This is a genomic window from Alkalibacillus aidingensis, from assembly GCF_014595945.1.
Classification (GTDB): domain Bacteria; phylum Bacillota; class Bacilli; order Bacillales; family Alkalibacillaceae; genus Alkalibacillus; species Alkalibacillus aidingensis.
Genome location: NZ_JABXWU010000001.1, coordinates 29,194 through 46,678, shown reverse-complemented (window position 1 = coordinate 46,678; position 17,485 = coordinate 29,194). Strand labels below are relative to the sequence as shown.

Here is a 17,485-nt window from a genome sequence, read left to right as displayed (position 1 = left end):
TGACTAAAATCACGGGTTCGGGGCTTTTCTATCCTATTTAACTTGCTGGATCGTCAGCCGTTATCCATTTGGTTTTCTTTTGATAAGGGGTTCGTTCACCTTTTTCTTTCATGACCTCTGGATAACCCAAATAAATAAAGCCAAGTACTTCATCTTGCTCCCTTAAGTTAAATAGTTGTTTCATCTTTGGATGATAAGTAGGCTTTCCGGTTCGCCAAATGGCACCTAAACCTAGACCATGTGCTGCTAAAAGCATGTTTTGTACAGCTGCATTGACTGCACCGATCTCTTCAAGGTTAACAACTTTTGGTTGATCAGAAGGTTTCACCGCAACAGCAATCACCACAGGAGCGCGAAATGGTTTTTCTTCAATTCTTTTTAATTTATCTTGGCATTCCTTAGTTGTTGGGTCCTAAAATAACTTAGTTTAACTAGCCCACTCAAAAAGATGATCTGTCGTTTGATCAATTACACGATCACCAAGTTCATTTGGAAGCAGGTCTTCTAAGCCATTCATCACTTCTTGACCTGATGGAGGATTAATCCCCTCTTCAATGGTGACAACTGTTCCTTTTGGGATATAGTCAAATAAGTCCATGATATCTGAATTCGTTAAGCGTATGCATCCAAGGGTTGATTGTTCTTGTATAGGCTCATCACTTTTCGTACCATGAATGGCTAAATCTCCTCCAATACCAAGACCTGCATCCCCAAACATCCCACTAGTCTCTCCCACTGGCTCAATGACGCGATTTATTACTTGAAACGTCCCCTGTGGCGTTAACCCTTCTTCTCCCACTCCAATTGGCTTTTGAGCAATGGTATATACTCCACTGTAGACTGCTAAGGTTTGCTGCTGTGGATCAATCATAATTTCTATTTCCTGAAATGGGATATCTATTGAATCACGAACTTGAGGATGATTGGGGTAAAACATGGTTTCAAGAGTAGCTGCATGACGGTCATACACCCACCCTCCTTCATCAGTTAAACGTTCCTGAACTTCGTCTGACTGAGTCATAGGTTCATCAGGAATAAAACTTAAATAGTTATTTGGATAATCTTGGACGAGCTCACTCACCTTCTTTGGAGGAGCACCGTGTTCTTCAATGTAAGTTTGTAACGCCGTTCGGACTAAATTAGCACCAATGACAGTTGGAGGGTCAACACCTGCTTGTTGGTGTAAGAACCTAATTTTAACGTGGTCATCTATAGCTGGGTGATATTCTGCTAAAACAAAGGCACGTTCCTTTAAGGAATCAGTTCTTAACGGGGTAACTTCATAAAATAGTTCAACATCTGAAGTTTTGAGGCCATATATGACAATCGATTGATCTGGTTGATTGGAACCCAACTCCACCGCTTCACGGTGCAAAACATCTTCCACGTCACGTTCGGTTGAATCACTTGGCAAATAAATGATATAGGGGGTTTCGACTGTTTCGTATACCACATCAACCCCCGTATCCCAGCTTTTTAAAGACGAAACGATTCCATGGATCGGCTTAGGCCAAAATAATAGTAAAAATAGGATACAAAGATTAAATATAATCACAAATGAAATGATTGATTTAACCAATAACGGGGTCTTTTTAGGACTCGTTAAGGTAGAAGATGAACGATCTAGCTGTTTAGAAGCATTAATTTTATCCTCTAACCGTTTCAAGGACTTTCTGGATTTGAAGTAATAAGGTGAATCAGCATGCTTAACGACCTTTTGAAAATGCTCACGGGCTTTTTCATATAACCCCTCTTGTTCTGACTTAATACCTAAGTAATAGTGTGCTTCAGGAGAAGATGGGTCTTTATAGCGAAGAATTTTTTCATAATATTGCGTATCACTTTCTGATAGATACAAGTTTCGATCCACTTTAACTAAATGTTTTTTTAAATAACTATCAAAACGCCCCATTTCTATCCCCTCCTTAGAAAACCTATTAATATGTTTATTTAGGAAAGGAAGAAATAGAACTAGATTATTGAAAGATTAAATAGTAAAACCTCCAAGCCTGACATATAGACTTGGAGGTTTGATTACACTTGGTTATATTTATTGGCTTCATAAAGGTCAATCAACTCAACTTCAGGGTGGCGATCCTTAAATAGATTGAGGGTAAACTCATTTTTGAATAGTACCACTGGATTTCCTTCTCTGTCCTTGACAAGAATACTACGGTCATCAAACAGCTTTTCGTCGACTTTTTGATTCTTATCAAGCCATCTTGGTATACGCTCGCCAATATTTTCCAAAATCACTTCGGAATTATATTCATTTTGCATGCGGTATTTGAATACGTCAAACTGTAGTTCACCCACCGCACCAATAATATAAGTTTCCGTGTGGAGTTTGGTAAATAATTGTATAGCACCTTCTTGAACAAGTTGTTCAATCCCTTTTCGAAACTGCTTAGACTTCATAACGTTTTTAGCCGTCACCGTTTTGTACTGTTCTGGTGGGAACTTTGGTAGTTCATCGTATTCAAACAACTCTTTACCTTCCAAAATGGTGTCGCCAATATGATAAACGTTAGGGTCATAAATTCCAATAATATCACCAGCATACGCTTCTTGGATCGTATCTCGTGATGAGGCGACAAATTGTTGTGATTGCGATAAGTTAATCGTTTTTCCCGTTCTGGCTAGCTTAACACTCATCTCTCGTTCGAACTTTCCCGAACAGATTCGGACAAAAGCAACACGGTCTCGGTGTGCAGGGTTCATGTTCGCCTGAATCTTAAAAATAAAGCCAGAAAAATCCGGATTATCAGGTTGAACGATTCCTTCGGTGGATTTCCTTGGAGCCGGTGGTGGCGCCATGGAGATAAAGGTATCGAAGAAGGTCTGAACTCCAAATGGTGCTAAAGCACTTCCGAAAAAGACTGGTGTTTGATGACCACTGAGTACTTTATCTAAAGAAAATGCTTCTCCAGCTTCATCTAATAGTTTCACCTCATCCTTAGCCATTTGAAATTCTTCTTGTTTGACTAAATCGCTATACTCTGGCTGATCCAACTCAGAATACGCGATATGAGTTTCCTCTTCATTACCCGTAAATCTAACGAATTGATCCCCATGACGATCGAAGGTGCCAAGAAATCTCTTCCCCATACCTGCAGGGTAGTTCATCGGATAGGTCTCAATGTCTAGCACTTCTTCAATTTCCTCAAGTAAATCTAGTGGTTCTCTTCCTTCACGGTCGAGTTTATTGATAAACGTAAAGATGGGGATCCCACGCATTCGACAAACTTTAAATAATTTCTTAGTTTGTGCTTCAATTCCTTTCGTGGCATCAATAATCATCACGACGCTATCAACTGCTGTTAGTGTTCGGTACGTATCTTCACTGAAATCCTCGTGCCCTGGCGTATCTAAGATGTTAACCTGATAGCCTTGGTAAGGAAAATTCATCACACTAGATGTCACAGAAATCCCACGCTGCTTTTCAATTTCCATCCAATCAGATGTCGCAAACTTTCCAGACTTTTTCCCTTTAACGGTTCCTTGTGATCGGATGAGATTCCCAAAGAGCAATAAGGTTTCTGTTAATGTCGTCTTACCAGCATCAGGGTGTGAAATAATCGCAAATGTTCTTCGTTTATTTACTTCTTCTTGAATACTCATTTAGATGTCCTTTCCCTTTAAACATTTAACCATTCAAATATTATCATAATCAGCCTAATTCTTGTAGCTAGAACCTTTAGGATCTGGTTCTATTCCAAGTAGGTTATGTAAAAATTTATACCACCCACTGATTACCCTGTTAATTGATCACTAAAAAAAGATCCCAACCAATATTGGTCGAGATGGTTAATGATTTATATATTTTGACGATTAAATTCATGCATCAGCTTTTGTGCTTTGTGGTAGTCATTCTCCAAATTATTGATAAATTCTCTTTTCTAAACGATCTTCTATATCAGTTGGTGATAAAGGTTTATCGAAATAGTAACCTTGCATCATATGACAATTAAAGCTCTCTAATATTTTGCATTGTTCAATCTCTTCAATGCCTTCTGCAATGATATCAATGTCTAAGTTCTTGGCTAATTCGATAATGGTCTTGACGATCATCTGTGATTTATGATTATTGGTGATGTCGCTAATAAAGCCTCTGTCTATCTTCACTTTATTAAAGGTGACAAGCTTAAATTCCAATAAAGATGAATAGCCCTTTCCAAAATCGTCCAATGCCAACTGGATACCCATAGCCTGAATCGCATCTAGTTGTTGCACGGCTTCAGTCGCATCCTTCAATTCTATACTTTCAGTTATTTCAAAGATAAGGTAATGTGGGTCCATTTCTGTTTCTTCAATGACCTTTCTCGTTTGATCGATAAAATCACTACTTTTCAGCTGTTCAAGTGAAATATTGATCGCAATCGGTACTGGTTTGTACCCTTCTATCTCCCATTGTTTCCATTGATGACAAGCTTCACGCAAGACCCACTCGCCTAAATGATGGATCAGTCCCGTTTCCTCTGCAACTGTTATAAATTGATCAGGCATAATGAATCCATGTCTAGGGTGAATCCAACGAACCAGGGCTTCAAGTCCAACCAGCTGATGTGATGACGAATCAATTTGTGGTTGATAATTCAACGTTAATTCATCATGGTTAATCGCATACTCAAGTGACTTGACGAGATTCCTAGGATTGTAAATATCATTCGGATCATAAACAATAAAGGCATTCTTCTCTTGTGTTTTCGCTTTATATAAAGAGCCATCAGCATAACGCAATAGCTCCGACATATCTTTTGTATGGTCCGGATAAATCGAAGCCCCCATACTCCAAGTGACTTCTACATCTATTCGAATACTATCGACCATAATATTGCAAGGTTCATTTTCTAATTTATTACTAATCATTTCAGCATGTTTGGTGATCAACTCAATATTAGATTCAGGGAATATAACCGCAAACTCATCTCCAGATAACCTAGCAGCAAAGCCATCGTCTGTTAAACAGGTACTAATCTTATTAGCGACTTGTATGAGAACTTCATCACCAACGCCATGACCATAAGTATCGTTAATTTCTTTAAAGTTATCTAGATCAAGAACAATCACACCAAGTGAAGAACCATGGTAATCGGCTACTTCCATCTCTTCTTGTAGCTTCCGATTAAAATGGCGACGATTAGGTAGACCAGTCAATTGGTCGTGATTGGCTAAATGATTCAAGCTGCGTTCCATTCTTTTTCGTTCACTGATATCCCTTGTTAAGACAAATATCCGCTTAATCATTCCCTCCTCAGAAAAAATTGGCGAAAAAGAAATACTGACATCTATGGTTACGCCATCTTTTCGAATTCGTTTAGACTCATAATCTGTGAAAGTTTTCCCCTGCAATACCTCTTGAGCCATCTGTGCAGACTCTTCTTGCAGATGCTCGGGAATCAGTTTACTCATGTCCACTAATTCATGCTGATTCCAACCAAAAACATGTTCAAAAGCGGGGTTAGCATCAACTATCTTACCTTCCTGGTCCAATATATGGATTGAATCTTGATTATAAAGAAAAATCGATTCATATTCATCTTTCTTCCTTCTTAGTCGATCTTGAGACCTTTGGAAGTTAATTAAATAATAAGTGAAAATGATTAACAGCCCCCAACCAATAATGGAACTCACCACTAAATTGGCTAAATTGGGAATAGCTGAATGGCTACCAGCTTGAGCGATTTCTAATGCGTATTTTAGAGTTGAAAATATGACCCCTATACCAATCGCATATTTCCATGAAGGATATAACATAATAGTGAAGGCAACTGGAAGTGCATAAAGACCCCAGAACAACTGTGTCCGTTCACCAAAAATCAAAATATCTAACGAAAGTGGTAATAATAACAACAAGATTAAAATTAGGATTTTAAAAAAACGATGCATAACATTTTCCAAACCTTTCATGATTAGTACATTCTATTTGCTATAGTGAGCTACTCATGTTGAATGTATTTTGCATTCCGGTCAAACCTAATTAAGCTTTTCAACCTCCTTAAGTCGAATTACTCATATATACCCAATCATTTAACTTTTAAAACAACAAATATAAAATTGTGAACTTCCCTAGTTTACGCTAATATGACGTATTTGATCAATCTTTAGTTTCCTATATGCTCTGGTGCTTTATGAATCGATTGCCTTAGTCAATAAGGTCCATAACAAAAAGAACCACCCCAATAGTTATCAATCATAACTGTTGAGACAGCTCTTGTTATTATCATGTTTAAAAAGGGAAGGTGACTCTTTCTCCGTCCTTGAGTATTCCCTTAATGACATACTTTAAGTGAATATCTTCTTCCTCTTTTCTAAAAATACCCATATAATCCTCACCTGTTGTAAGGTCGTTGGCAAATTGTTGCCATTCAACTCCATAAATAACTGAGCTAGTTGGGCTTTTTCTAACCTTCTCCTCCTCAGTGGTTCGTGAGCTCCAGTTCATATCAACTTCCTCATAGGATTGGCCAGATAATAACCAATCCTCATCCTTAATTGATATATCCTTTTCATTAAATATGTACGTCTTAAACATCACATATGGATCATCGTCAACGTACTCCCTAATTTCCCTTTGGACCTCAGCGTCTTGATCATAGATTTTGACCGAGTGAACCTCTTCAAAACGATCCAAATCTTCCAAGACTTCCTTAGAATAGGAGGCTTCACTGTATGTTAATGGGGGTAATATGTAATGTAGTAACATAAATCCGACTAAAGAGAAAGCTAAGGTTAAATATTTGAGAGCCTTATTAGTTTTAGATAACTTCAACACTACAAAAAAAGCCATAACGATCCCGATTGGAATATAAAGATTACCAAGTCCTAACCAAATAAATAAAGTTAGATATAACCCAATCAATTTTACCCATAAGTACTTTTCTTGCTCTTTATTCTGAATGAAAGTGACTAAAGTCAACAATAACAAAAGAGCCCCTAAAACGATGTAACTCATTTTCCCCCTCCAACATACAAAAGCCCTGAGTCTAATGAAAAACCCGAGGATAATATTATTTAAATATGTCTCTAGAATACCATAGATTGGTATTAAGATTATAGGTTTAAAGAAAAATAAACAAATGAAGTTCCTAGTCAACTCAAGTCCTTCTATATAAATAAAGCTGAGGATAGACCAACTTTATGTTGTCCCCCAGCCTTATGATCACTAACTACGGTTTCAAAACAACTTTAATACAATTTTCCACTTTCTGATCAAAGATCTCATATCCACGTTTAGCTTCATCTAACGGTAGTGGATGAGTAATAATATCACTTAAATCCACCTTACCCTCTTGGATTAAATCATGGATATGTGGCATGTAATGGATCACAGGTGCCTGACCAGTACGTATGTTAACATTGCGCATGAAGAAATCACCTAGTGGAAAGGCATTATATCTTGTTCCATAAACTCCAGTAACTTGTACGTTTCCACCTTTACGTACCGCTTGACTAGCCATGACCAAGGCTCCCATCGACCCACCTTGTAACCGTAACCCTGTGGCTAAAAACTCAAGATCAGTCATTTTCCCATCCATACCAACACAGTCAATCACTACATCAGCCCCACCTTTGGTTAACTCATGGAGATATGCACCCACATTTTCATAATCCTCAAAATTAATCACTTCTACGTTATTGGTACGCTTGGCATGCTCGAGGCGATAACTGACATAGTCAACCGCAATCACGCGCCCTGCTCCTTTCAGCCAAGCGAACTTTTGTGCCAGTAAACCAACCGGACCACAACCTAAAATGATAACCGTGTCTCCTTCTTTCATTCCAGAATTATCCACACTCCAATATGCGGTTGTACCCGCATCAGAAATGAGCACAAGGTTGTCATCATCAACCTCGCTATGCTCTGGAATCTTATAAGGGGTGAAGTTACCATAAGGAACGCGCATATATTCTGCCTGGCCACCGGGATATCCTCCCGTTGTGCCTGAATAACCAAAATAGGCGCCCATTTCCCCATTATCATTAGCATGGTCACATTGACTTTCTAAGTGATTTTGGCAAAACCAACACTCACCACAGCTCACATTGAACGGAACGACGACACGATCTCCTTTTTTCACCTTCGTGACTTCAGGCCCAACCTCTTCAACGAAGCCCATTGGTTCATGACCGATGATGTAGTCTGGTTGAACATTTGGAATCATACCATGTATGAGGTGTAGATCTGAACCACAAATAGCCGTATTCGTTAGTCGGACAATAACATCATCGGGTTTTTGGATACTTGGTGCTTTAACGTCTTTTACGACTACCTCTTTCACACCTTGATAGGTAACTGCTTTCATTATCTTGCTCCTCCATTCTTATTCAGGTGGTGTTGGAAATAATCCTTTTCGGTTGTTGTTATTAGGGAAAAGGTCTAAACCAGCAATATCCACTGCTGTTTGTGCTGCTTTTAAGTCGAGTAATTGTTGCTCACTTAAATCATATGGATGAAACCATTTTTTCTTTTTTAAAAGCTCAACTACCTCTTCGTAGTAGTCAATTGCTGCTTCCATTTGGTTACGTATCGTCGTTCGCACCTCTGGACTAGCTGCTTCCGATAGCGCAATTGAATAATTTCGCACCGTTTCTTTTGCTGTAATCAAGAGATCAAGGGCAATAGCTGAATCAACTTGTTCAGGCATACCTACCGAATTGATCGGGTCTAAATAATCATTCATGCTGTCACCTCGTTTATTCAGATTTTGTATAGTGATACAGACGTTGTAATTCCTTAATATCTTTAACAGACATGTCGACGTTCTTTTGCATGAGGTTACGTAGGTCTTGGTCAAAAACAACCCCTTGCATCATTTTCGACTTCAGTAATGCCACTGTCTTCATGTTTAATAATTCATGGGTGTCCATCGTTTCATGATAAGCCAGGTCCTCTTTCCCCATCGGAAATCCTCCTCACGTTTTAATCAGCTAAAGCTATTTTGTCACTAATCACACAGAGCTATTCAACGTTAAAAACAGCAGACCCATTAAGAATAATTGATCTTGTTCTACGTAACCTAATGCAAAAGCCTAGCAAATGAGGAGAGTGAACAATGGTCGACCAATTAGCACTTCATGAACGATTGGAATTACATGAAATACTAACCTTAAAAAATATTAGCCTGACAAAAGCCGCAACGATGTATGGATTAGTTGGATGTGAGGAATTAAAGAAGATTCTTTCTGATGAAGTGACAACAGGAAAGCAACATGTCAAACAATTAAACGATCTCTTAGAAAACGGGAGTGTGCAAAAATGACGAATATGCTTCAAAAGATTGCAGGGATGGCTGGTATGACCGATCAGGTAATTGCCACTGACTATCTTATTTCAAGTAAATCGGCCGTGAGAAATTTAACCTTTGCGTTAACAGAAGCAGCAACACCTGAAGTTAGAAACGTGTTACGTGCCCAATTAAATGATGCGATTGAAGCACACGAAAAAATTAGCCAGTACATGGTCAAACAAGGTTATTACCACCCAAGTGATTTGGAGGAACAATTGGAAGTTGACCTAAAAGCTTCTAAAGCCGCATTAAAAATAGCTGATTAACTCGTGACAAGTGGTTGGTAAGTCAAACGCTTTAATTTTTGGCTCTGTTATAGCTTAGTGTTGATAATAAGAAGATTTTCGCTTAGTTGTTGTATGGTGAGAGCGAAGATGGCGACTCCAGGTCGGTGAAAACGCCACGTCCTGTGGCATCACCGACACTAGCACGTCCTGTGCGTCGCGGGAACAGCACGAGCTGAAGATCCACTTGGGAAACGCTTTTCTTCCCAAGTTAGCTGAAGCCGTGCCCGCGGTCGATTAAATTCGGCCACGTCCTGTGGCCAACATCGACATTTGACCGTCCAGGTCTTCAGAAAGCGTCCACCGGAAGCGAATCACCATAACAACAACGGACTTTAACAGAGCCTAATTATTAGTAACAGGTCTCGTTCTTTGCCGAACAAATATTTTCGAAACATAAAAGAGGCTGGGATTTTCCAGCCTCTTCATCTTATTAGTTACGATTAAATACGATAAACTTCTTTAATTTGGTCGCTGTTTTTCGATTTACAGTGATAAGACTCCTCATACTCAACGACATCTATTTGACAACCAGGTCCAATTTCTACCTCTTTCCCTTTAACAATTTTAGCAGTCGTGTTTTCAAGATAAATTCGCTGACCTTCAACCACATCGACTTCAAGCAAGCCAGGTTTTCTAAAAAAGCATCTGCTTTTAACAGAAATACTCTCCCCACTAATCTCCTTAGCTCTACTCAGTGCCACTTGAAGATTAAGCATAAGATTTTTTACCTTTACCCTTCCGTCAACACTAAAGCCACCTCGGCCATTGATTGTCTCTACCTGCATATGGTTATAGGTTGTCACGAAACCTTTTAGCTGTAAGCGATCTGCTTTGAGTGATCCATCTACAAAAAGATCACCCGCCACCTTCAGCTGATCACTAATGAAGTTTCCGTTAACATCAGCCTTACCAACTAAACTACATTGGTTAAAAGTAGCTGGACCTTGAACACTAGCTTCGCCAACAAACTTAGCCATACTCGCTTCAATATCACCAGTGATTGTGCCTTTTCCTATAACCTTAACGTGGTCATAACTGCCTCCATCATAAACCCCTTCACCAGTAATCTTGATACTTTTTGAATTAGCTGACATATAACTCCCTCCAACTACTCACTAGTGAATTTACTTTTCTATATAATAAATATTTCGATAAAGTAGCTGGAAAACCTTTTTCTTTTCATGAATTAACTTTTCTCAATTAGCTCTAAATAGAAATCACCGACTGATCCCTTCTCATATAAGTTGGTAAACGACGTTGTGTAGTTTTGAATGGTGGCCTGAAATTGAAGATTCTCTTCTGGTATGGTGATGTCAAAATCGTTTTTGTACAATAGAGTCGTTATATCATGATAATCTTCATGTTTCACTTTAAATTCGAGCTGGACCAAACGCTTGGCCGAACTGTTATGTTCCATCTGTTTTGATGTCATTTTGTCTACTTCAATTGGATAGTCATTCACTAATATCTTTGTCATGATCTGCCCTCCTATGAACTAAAAAGCAGCCGCACGGTATATGGTGTGTGACTGCTTCTTGGTTACTTTTTTGTTTGTGAATCCTTTAGTTTGAATTCCATTTCAGCTACAGGTAATGGACGACTATAATAATAACCTTGTCCAATCACCGGCTTGTCTAATAAAAAGTCCACTTGCTCCTTTGTTTCAATTCCTTCAACAACGACTCTCGAACCAATTTCAAACCCCATTTGCATAATGGCTTCTAGTAAAATAGCAGACTTTTCACTTTTCATCACATCATACAGGAAGGACTGGTCAATTTTCAAACAATCAATTTCAACGGAGCGAATCATACTAAGTGACGAGTAACCAATACCAAAGTCATCGATGGCAACTCTCACCCCGTTGGCTCTTAACTGGCGAATCAGTTCGGCCGCTTCTTCAATATCAAGCATGACTCGTTCAGTAATTTCAATCATTAATTGATTAGCAGGAAGCCCTGTTTCAGATAAAATATCAGATACCGTTTGAATGAATTTTGGTTCCATAAATTGACGAGCCGATACGTTGACAGAGATAGGAATAGGTTCGAAACCTGATTGTCTCCATTGTTGAGCTTGATGACAGGCTTCCTTTAACACCCATTCCCCAATATCTACAATTAGCCCCGTCTCTTCAGCTATCGGGATAAATTCAGCCGGTGATACGAAGCCGAATTCAGGGTTCCAACGTAGTAAAGCCTCAACCCCCTTAAGCTCATTCGTTACTACATCGTACTGAGGTTGATAATGTAAAGAGAACTCTTGTTTATCAAGTGCTTTTCTTAGAGCCTTTAAGATTTGATTATTACGGATAATCCGATCATTTAAAGCATCTGTATAGTACTGATAATTATTACGGCCTCTTTCCTTTGCTAAGTACATCGCGATGTCAGCATTTTTAATTAATGTTGAGGAATTCACATCATATTCTGGATAAACACAAATGCCAATACTTGGAGTAATAAAAACTTCATGCCCTTTTAATTCAATCGGTTGACTAAATTTATCGATGATTCGTTCACAAATTTGGTTAATTGCATGCTCATTAACGCCCTCAACTAAAATTAAGAATTCGTCGCCACCTTGTCTTGAAAGAACATCTTCTTTTCTTAAGCTTTCTTTCATCATCTCAACCAGTGTTTTTAGAATTTCGTCACCAAACTCATGTCCTAAAGTATCATTGACAGTTTTAAAATTATCAAAATCAATAAAAAGTACTGCTAATGATTCCTTATTTTCTTTAGCCCGGTTCATTGCTTCATTCAATTTGATACTGAATAACGAGCGATTTGGCAGCTTCGTTAACGAATCTTTATAAGCCAGTTCTCTTATTTCATTTTCTGCTCGTCTTTTTTCGGTTATATCTTGAATGAAGGAAATGACGTTGACCTCACCGTCCTCTTCATAAACAGGAATAGCATTGACATAGACGCTGGCTTGCTCGCCATCTTTCCGGATCATGCTCACTTCAACGCGTTGGGCTTCACCACTAAGGACGTGATTAAATGCCTCTAGAGCTTGATCAACGTCTTGTGGTGCGATTAATTCTTTAATTCCTAGTTGAGTTAATTCTTCCTTACGGTAACCGGTTATCATTTCAGCTACTTCATTCACATGTGTATACTGTCCTTTATGATTAATTTCGATGATAGCATCTAATGTATTTTGATAAATAGAGTTAAATTTTTGTTGAGTTTTCTCAAGGAGTTGAGTAACCTCCTTTTCCCGGGAAATATCCTTCGAAATGGAATAGATACCTACGACTTCTTCTTCAATTTTCATTGGGAATAAAGTAACCTCAACTGGAACCACATGACCTTCTTTATGAAAAACGCTAATTTCAAAGTGTTGCGAATGACCCTTTTTAACCTCTTCGTTATATTGAATAGTTCTATCAAGGTCATCTGGATGAACAAATTCCTTGTATGAAATATTTATTAATTCCTCTCTGCTTCTCCCCATCGCCATTTCCATAGCAGGATTGACACTTAAAATATTCCCCTCTAAATCTGTTGAACATATCATATTGGGACTATGTTCGAACAAGGATCGATACCTCTCTGTAACAGTATGAATCGTCTTAATCGATTCCTGTAATCGTTGTTCGTTTTTCTCGGTTTTCTCTAACTCAGAATCAACCATTTGAATACTCGGACGTAAATCAACAAACCACCAAATGAATGGTATTGAGATTAATATGCATGTGATCAAGGCTCTTGTAAAAACATTGAAAACCTCGACAAAAACACTGATGAAAAATAAATCTAAAACTAACGCAATATAAGTAAATAGTAATAATGCAAAGATTAATCGTGATGTCTTTATTCCTTTACTTAATTGTTTTTTTAATGGCTTCACTTCTATAAGCTCCTTATTAAATGAAAACTAGGTAAATATATCGTGTCGAAATTTGTCTAACTTCAATTTAAGGTTTACTTCTAGTGAAGTCAAATTATTTGGTAAGGGTCGTTGAAGTCATTAATTAATTTTAGTGACGGTATATTCCTTTGTCGGTTCATTATAAGAATAAAGTCATACCTCCTCCAACAAAAGTCATACACTTACAAGGAGAGGAGGTGGAATACATGGGGGTAAAATTGATCAAGATTTCAGTGATCTATTTTGTAATCGGTGTGTCGTTGGGGTTATATATGTCGATCACCAGTCAATACCATTTTACTGGTGTGCATGTACACGTTAATTTACTTGGATGGACATCTATGACTCTTGCTGGAATTTTATACCTAATGTTCCCTAAAGCAGGTATGAGTGTACTTGGTAAAATTCATTTCTGGATTCATAATATTTCCTTACCGGTGATGATGATTGGTTTATTTTTCTTAATCTTAGGTCATACCGCATTGTTTCCATTCGTAGCATTAGGAGGAGTATTTATAGTTATAGCCGTCATTCTCTTTGCTATCAACATTTTAATTTATGTTCGTCAGCCAGAACAGGAAAACGAAGTTTAGCTTCAGTTTGGATGTGTAAGATCGTCATTTTTGCTCACAATAGGGGTAAATGCGATTGAAATGGAGGATGAATGATGTCAAAGAAGAACCAAAAAGCCAACCAAAAAGACAGCAACAAGATTGCCGAAAATAATTACGATCCATCATATTATAATGAAGACGGCCAATTTGAACAGGGGTTAGCTGAAACACATGAACAAGTGTCTGATGATTATCATGAAGGTACAATCGACCGTAAATTAGGTAAAGAAGACTAATCAATAACTGACAAAACATGAACCTATTAGAGGGTGATTTTTGTTAAAGGAGTTTGGATTACAAACTCCTTTTTTGTATGTTAATTGAGTCAATTTCTACACCTGCCCACTCACCATTACTAAAATCGCATATGATGTAGTGAAAATATCTAGAGGAGGTGCTCTGGATGGGTAACTATGCAGGCTATGGAAATTCTTTTGCGTTAATTGTTGTGTTGTTCATTCTTCTAATCATTGTAGGTGCATCTTTCTACTACTAATATGACGTTCATTAGTCTTTAGACACCTCAATGATGCTTATGACACTAAAATGAAAGAGGCTGGTAAATAACCCAGCCTCTTTTTGATTTATGACACTTCTTGACCGTCTGCCGGTTCTTTTTCTTTCTTCTTCGTCAGTATAAAGAACGCGAGAAATCCAATAAACGATGTGCTAAATAAGATCAGTCCCATTGGTATAGCTGTTGTTTCATTAAGTCCTACAAGTGGCGATACGATGGAACCAATGATTAACGGAAGAGTCCCTAAAACCGCACTCGAACTTCCCGCACGATGACCTTGATTTTCCATTGCGAGTGTAAAGGTGCTTGTTAAGATCATTCCCATAGAAGTCATATAAATGAAGATTGGAATGACTAATGAAATTAATGGTCCTTCAATAATCGTCATCAGGAGCAAAAATGACGTCGCACTTAGGGCAATGATGACTGCGGCTCGAAGTAAATGACGTTCATGAGTAATTGCTCCTAACCTTCCTATTAAAAAGCTTCCAATGATAATACCTAAACCATTCATCCCAAAGAGAATACTAAATACTTGTGGCGATACGTCATAGATTCCTTGATAAACGAAAGGTGTACCAGAAACATAGGCAAAACTTCCACCATGAATAAATCCGACCGTTAAAGCGTAACCAATGAACGAACGATCTATCAACAGACTTCCCATCGTACGTACTGAATGACCGACCGAACTAGGAATTCGTTTTTCTGGTGGTAAGGTTTCTGTTAATCTCATTGCCATAACTAAAACAATCAATAATCCTAACAACCCTAAAAAGTAAAAAATTGTATGCCATGTAGCAAACGGAAGCATCAGAATCGCTCCACCAGCCATAGGAGCAACTAACGGTGCTGTGGAATTAATCACCATCAGTAACGCAAAGAATTTCGTTAATTCTCTACCCGAAAACACATCACGGACGACCGCCCGTGATAATACGATTCCGGCAGAAGCCGTAAATCCTTGTAAAAATCTAGCAATGACCAACATCGTAATATTCGGTGCAATCGCACAAAGTAAAGAGGCTATAGCAAATAAGAAAATACTTATTAATAATGGCTTTCTTCTTCCTTGAGCATCACTGATCGGGCCGACCACAATTTGTCCGACCGCTAATCCAATCAGACATGTCGTCAAACTTAACTGAACCATTGAGGCACTAGTCCCAAGGTCATTTGCTATTCCGGGAAAACTTGGCAAGTACATATCGATATTTAATGGCCCTAAGATGGCAAGCATTCCAAGTAATAATGCTAATCCTAGGCGCTCTTTACCTTTTGGGTTATGTAACATGATGTCAAACTCCTCTCCCACACTCTTTCTTTAGTCTTATCAGTTTATCACAGAAAAGTTAGTATTTTAATATAATTTAAAGGATTGTTTGAAATTGTGGGAAGTTTAGGAGATCAAAGAAAGAGGTTGGAACATAACGAAGTAAAGCAATGCCAAAGACGCTTGAGTTATTAGTTAACATAGGAAGTTTAACATGGGTTATGTAACATGATGTCAAACTCCTCTCCCACACTCTTTCTTTAGTCTTATCAGTTTATCACAGAAAAGTTAGTATTTTAATATAATTTAAAGGATTGTTTGAAATTGTGGGAAGTTTAGGAGATCAAAGAAAGAGGTTGGAACATAACGAAGTAAAGCAATGCCAAAGACGCTTGAGTTATTAGTTAACATAGGAAGTTTAACATAGGAATATACGTAAACATTAGCTCCAACCTCTTAACTTTACCGTTAAGGTCTATTCCATCTTTACAATGGGTTTAATCACTGAACCGTTTTTCGAGTCTTCAAAGGCTTGATTGATGTTATCAAACGGATAGAATTTTACTAATTTGTCAAAAGGAAATCTTCCTTCTTTATAATATTCAACTAATTTGGGGATGAACAGCTGAGGTACTGCATCTCCTTCAATGACGCCAACCATCGTTTTTCCTTCTGCCATAATTTCTTCGTGGACATTGATTTCCATTTCAGGTGTGACTCCAACGACTGCTAGCTTTCCAAGTGGTCTAAGTGCTCTTAATCCTTGACGCACAACCTCGGGAACACCTGTTGTATCAATTCCGTAATGAGCTCCTCCTCCTGTTATTTCTTTGATTCGATCCTCTACGTTTTCATTTTTACTATTAATGACGTTTGTTGCACCTAGTTCTTTAGCGATTTCTAGTCGGCTATCGTGAATATCAACAGCAATGATATGTTTACATTCGGTGATTGCTGCTGCCATAATGGCACTTAAACCAACTGCACCACTACCGTAAATAACAATTGATGAACCGAACTCAGGCTTAAACGTATTTAATACCGTACCACTTCCCGTTTGAATACCACAGCCCAGAGGTCCAAGAAGAGTTAAGTCCACCTCTTCATCTACCTTTACGACATTTCGTTCATTTGCAATCGCATACGTTCCGAACGACGATTGTCCAAAAAAAGTTGATAATCCTTCACCACTTTGATGTAGACGATGTGTATCGTCTTCCATTTTCCCTCCGAAGTTTAACTCGTTGAAATCCGTGCAGACAGTCGGATGTCCTGTTAGGCAGTTTTCACATCGACCACAATAGGCAAAGGATAAAACAACGTGGTCCCCCTCACTTAAATTTTTGACACCTTCACCTACCTTCTCTACGATGCCAGAACCTTCATGCCCTAATACAGCTGGGTATGGGGTGATTGCTAGATCACGCGCGACTGCGTCTGTATGACAGACACCTGAAGCAACAATTTTCACTAAAACCTCATTTGTTTTCGGCTCAGAGAGTTCCACCTGTTCAAGCTTAAAATCTTCTCCTTTATCATGGGTGACTGCCGCTTTAATTTCCATTATTCATCCATCTCCTTTAATTGTAAAATACACAATCATCCTAAAGCTTTACCTATTTAGA

General features: G+C 38.3%; 18 protein-coding genes. 5 read left to right on the top strand and 13 right to left on the bottom strand.

Annotation, left to right across the window (positions count from 1 at the left end):
- Positions 1-37 precede the first annotated feature (37 nt).
- The 8 genes from HWQ49_RS00240 to HWQ49_RS00205 all read right to left on the bottom strand — a co-directional run bounded on the left by HWQ49_RS00240 (position 38) and on the right by HWQ49_RS00205 (position 8,904).
- Positions 38-373, bottom strand: a complete 336-nt coding sequence (locus HWQ49_RS00240; protein ID WP_188206481.1) for a nitroreductase family protein — start codon at positions 371-373, stop codon at positions 38-40.
- A gap of 54 nt (positions 374-427) precedes the next feature.
- Positions 428-1,912 (bottom strand): L,D-transpeptidase family protein, encoded by a 1,485-nt coding sequence (locus tag HWQ49_RS00235; protein ID WP_188205570.1) that lies wholly within the window; start codon positions 1,910-1,912, stop codon positions 428-430.
- Positions 1,913-2,034: 122 nt separating this feature from the next.
- Positions 2,035-3,621: a peptide chain release factor 3 gene (locus HWQ49_RS00230; RefSeq protein ID WP_188205569.1), complete on the bottom strand. Its 1,587-nt coding sequence runs from the start codon at positions 3,619-3,621 to the stop codon at positions 2,035-2,037.
- A 258-nt stretch (positions 3,622-3,879) separates the two neighbouring features.
- Positions 3,880-5,910: a putative bifunctional diguanylate cyclase/phosphodiesterase gene (locus HWQ49_RS00225; RefSeq protein ID WP_188205568.1), complete on the bottom strand. Its 2,031-nt coding sequence runs from the start codon at positions 5,908-5,910 to the stop codon at positions 3,880-3,882.
- Positions 5,911-6,229: 319 nt separating this feature from the next.
- Positions 6,230-6,955: a hypothetical protein gene (locus HWQ49_RS00220; RefSeq protein ID WP_188205567.1), complete on the bottom strand. Its 726-nt coding sequence runs from the start codon at positions 6,953-6,955 to the stop codon at positions 6,230-6,232.
- A 214-nt stretch (positions 6,956-7,169) separates the two neighbouring features.
- The gene (locus tag HWQ49_RS00215) at positions 7,170-8,306 is read right to left on the bottom strand and encodes a zinc-dependent alcohol dehydrogenase (protein WP_188205566.1); all 1,137 of its coding nucleotides are present in this window, start codon (positions 8,304-8,306) and stop codon (positions 7,170-7,172) included.
- 18 nt (positions 8,307-8,324) lie between these two features.
- Entirely contained in the window at positions 8,325-8,684 is a 360-nt protein-coding gene (locus HWQ49_RS00210; RefSeq protein ID WP_188205565.1) for a spore coat protein, read from the bottom strand.
- A gap of 13 nt (positions 8,685-8,697) precedes the next feature.
- On the bottom strand, positions 8,698-8,904 hold the full coding sequence (locus HWQ49_RS00205) for a spore coat protein (protein ID WP_188205564.1): 207 nt from the start codon (positions 8,902-8,904) through the stop codon (positions 8,698-8,700).
- A 152-nt stretch (positions 8,905-9,056) separates the two neighbouring features.
- Between HWQ49_RS00205 and HWQ49_RS00200 the strand changes: the two genes are divergently transcribed.
- Positions 9,057-9,263: a hypothetical protein gene (locus tag HWQ49_RS00200; RefSeq protein ID WP_188205563.1), complete on the top strand. Its 207-nt coding sequence runs from the start codon at positions 9,057-9,059 to the stop codon at positions 9,261-9,263.
- Positions 9,260-9,556: a spore coat protein gene (locus HWQ49_RS00195; protein WP_188205562.1), complete on the top strand. Its 297-nt coding sequence runs from the start codon at positions 9,260-9,262 to the stop codon at positions 9,554-9,556. Before HWQ49_RS00200 ends, HWQ49_RS00195 begins: the two co-directional genes overlap by 4 nt.
- Before the next feature lie 461 nt (positions 9,557-10,017).
- Here HWQ49_RS00195 and HWQ49_RS00190 read toward each other — a convergent pair whose 3' ends face one another.
- The 3 genes from HWQ49_RS00190 to HWQ49_RS00180 form a co-directional block, all read right to left on the bottom strand.
- Positions 10,018-10,671, bottom strand: coding sequence for a hypothetical protein (locus tag HWQ49_RS00190; protein WP_188205561.1), 654 nt, complete (start codon positions 10,669-10,671; stop codon positions 10,018-10,020).
- 92 nt (positions 10,672-10,763) lie between these two features.
- Positions 10,764-11,054: a DUF3219 family protein gene (locus HWQ49_RS00185; RefSeq protein WP_188205560.1), complete on the bottom strand. Its 291-nt coding sequence runs from the start codon at positions 11,052-11,054 to the stop codon at positions 10,764-10,766.
- Positions 11,055-11,116: 62 nt separating this feature from the next.
- Complete coding sequence (locus HWQ49_RS00180) at positions 11,117-13,435, bottom strand: EAL domain-containing protein (protein WP_188205559.1); 2,319 nt, start codon at positions 13,433-13,435, stop codon at positions 11,117-11,119.
- A 227-nt stretch (positions 13,436-13,662) separates the two neighbouring features.
- Between HWQ49_RS00180 and HWQ49_RS00175 the strand changes: the two genes are divergently transcribed.
- The 3 genes from HWQ49_RS00175 to HWQ49_RS00165 all read left to right on the top strand — a co-directional run bounded on the left by HWQ49_RS00175 (position 13,663) and on the right by HWQ49_RS00165 (position 14,566).
- Positions 13,663-14,049: a cytochrome-c oxidase gene (locus tag HWQ49_RS00175; RefSeq protein WP_188205558.1), complete on the top strand. Its 387-nt coding sequence runs from the start codon at positions 13,663-13,665 to the stop codon at positions 14,047-14,049.
- Positions 14,050-14,120: 71 nt separating this feature from the next.
- Entirely contained in the window at positions 14,121-14,306 is a 186-nt protein-coding gene (locus HWQ49_RS00170) for a YozQ family protein (RefSeq protein ID WP_394810749.1), read from the top strand.
- A gap of 167 nt (positions 14,307-14,473) precedes the next feature.
- Entirely contained in the window at positions 14,474-14,566 is a 93-nt protein-coding gene (locus HWQ49_RS00165) for a YjcZ family sporulation protein (RefSeq protein ID WP_188205556.1), read from the top strand.
- A gap of 88 nt (positions 14,567-14,654) precedes the next feature.
- On the opposite strand, the gene HWQ49_RS00160 is transcribed toward HWQ49_RS00165, so the two are convergent.
- Positions 14,655-15,881, bottom strand: coding sequence for a Bcr/CflA family efflux MFS transporter (locus HWQ49_RS00160; protein WP_188205555.1), 1,227 nt, complete (start codon positions 15,879-15,881; stop codon positions 14,655-14,657).
- A 454-nt stretch (positions 15,882-16,335) separates the two neighbouring features.
- Positions 16,336-17,424 (bottom strand): NAD(P)-dependent alcohol dehydrogenase, encoded by a 1,089-nt coding sequence (locus HWQ49_RS00155; RefSeq protein WP_188205554.1) that lies wholly within the window; start codon positions 17,422-17,424, stop codon positions 16,336-16,338.
- Positions 17,425-17,485: the final 61 nt, after the last annotated feature.

What these genes read in the sequence shown, in the direction of transcription:
- HWQ49_RS00235 (WP_188205570.1), bottom strand. Translation starts at nt 1,912, where the DNA reads ATGGGGCGTTTTGATAGTTATTTAAAAAAACATTTAGTTAAAGTGGAT.
- HWQ49_RS00230 (WP_188205569.1), bottom strand. Translation starts at nt 3,621, where the DNA reads ATGAGTATTCAAGAAGAAGTAAATAAACGAAGAACATTTGCGATTATT.
- HWQ49_RS00225 (WP_188205568.1), bottom strand. Translation starts at nt 5,910, where the DNA reads ATGAAAGGTTTGGAAAATGTTATGCATCGTTTTTTTAAAATCCTAATT.
- HWQ49_RS00220 (WP_188205567.1), bottom strand. Translation starts at nt 6,955, where the DNA reads ATGAGTTACATCGTTTTAGGGGCTCTTTTGTTATTGTTGACTTTAGTC.
- HWQ49_RS00215 (WP_188205566.1), bottom strand. Translation starts at nt 8,306, where the DNA reads ATGAAAGCAGTTACCTATCAAGGTGTGAAAGAGGTAGTCGTAAAAGAC.
- HWQ49_RS00210 (WP_188205565.1), bottom strand. Translation starts at nt 8,684, where the DNA reads ATGAATGATTATTTAGACCCGATCAATTCGGTAGGTATGCCTGAACAA.
- HWQ49_RS00205 (WP_188205564.1), bottom strand. Translation starts at nt 8,904, where the DNA reads ATGGGGAAAGAGGACCTGGCTTATCATGAAACGATGGACACCCATGAA.
- HWQ49_RS00200 (WP_188205563.1), top strand. Translation starts at nt 9,057, where the DNA reads ATGGTCGACCAATTAGCACTTCATGAACGATTGGAATTACATGAAATA.
- HWQ49_RS00195 (WP_188205562.1), top strand. Translation starts at nt 9,260, where the DNA reads ATGACGAATATGCTTCAAAAGATTGCAGGGATGGCTGGTATGACCGAT.
- HWQ49_RS00190 (WP_188205561.1), bottom strand. Translation starts at nt 10,671, where the DNA reads ATGTCAGCTAATTCAAAAAGTATCAAGATTACTGGTGAAGGGGTTTAT.
- HWQ49_RS00185 (WP_188205560.1), bottom strand. Translation starts at nt 11,054, where the DNA reads ATGACAAAGATATTAGTGAATGACTATCCAATTGAAGTAGACAAAATG.
- HWQ49_RS00175 (WP_188205558.1), top strand. Translation starts at nt 13,663, where the DNA reads ATGGGGGTAAAATTGATCAAGATTTCAGTGATCTATTTTGTAATCGGT.
- HWQ49_RS00170 (WP_394810749.1), top strand. Translation starts at nt 14,121, where the DNA reads ATGATGTCAAAGAAGAACCAAAAAGCCAACCAAAAAGACAGCAACAAG.
- HWQ49_RS00165 (WP_188205556.1), top strand. Translation starts at nt 14,474, where the DNA reads ATGGGTAACTATGCAGGCTATGGAAATTCTTTTGCGTTAATTGTTGTG.
- HWQ49_RS00160 (WP_188205555.1), bottom strand. Translation starts at nt 15,881, where the DNA reads ATGTTACATAACCCAAAAGGTAAAGAGCGCCTAGGATTAGCATTATTA.
- HWQ49_RS00155 (WP_188205554.1), bottom strand. Translation starts at nt 17,424, where the DNA reads ATGGAAATTAAAGCGGCAGTCACCCATGATAAAGGAGAAGATTTTAAG.